Origin of the sequence: Escherichia sp. AM3 (assembly GCF_032029835.1) — a bacterium.
In the GTDB taxonomy this organism is placed as follows: domain Bacteria; phylum Pseudomonadota; class Gammaproteobacteria; order Enterobacterales; family Enterobacteriaceae; genus Escherichia; species Escherichia coli.
The window spans coordinates 1-276 of record NZ_JAVUPQ010000932.1 but is presented as its reverse complement, the minus strand read 5'-3'; the positions used below and the strand labels follow the sequence as shown (position 1 = coordinate 276).

Annotated in this window: 1 pseudogene; it reads right to left on the bottom strand. The window is 56.9% G+C overall.

Annotation, left to right across the window (positions count from 1 at the left end):
* A pseudogene (locus tag RTW80_RS29120) lies at positions 1-214 on the bottom strand (two-component sensor histidine kinase); the annotation flags it as partial.
* Between the last annotated feature and the right edge of the window lie 62 nt (positions 215-276).

Below are 276 nucleotides of genomic sequence, written 5' to 3'. Positions count from 1 at the left end.
AGCTACGCTCCATCTCCAGCGCGGCGTTGGTCATTGCCTCGCTACGGCGGGCATCAATAAGCGTGGTGCGGTTAGTCAGGGCCGCCTGGGCACTTAACGCATTCAGACTTTGCCATGCCTGCCACGCCAGAACCAGTAAAGGTAGCAGGATCAGCAGGAAGGCCATCATAACGAGCTGTCGCAGGGAGCGAGGGAAAGCGGGCCAGCGTTTCAACACATTACTCTCATCATCCGGGTTTGAGGAGAGCGTAACTGAGTCTGCCCTTCAGATACAAC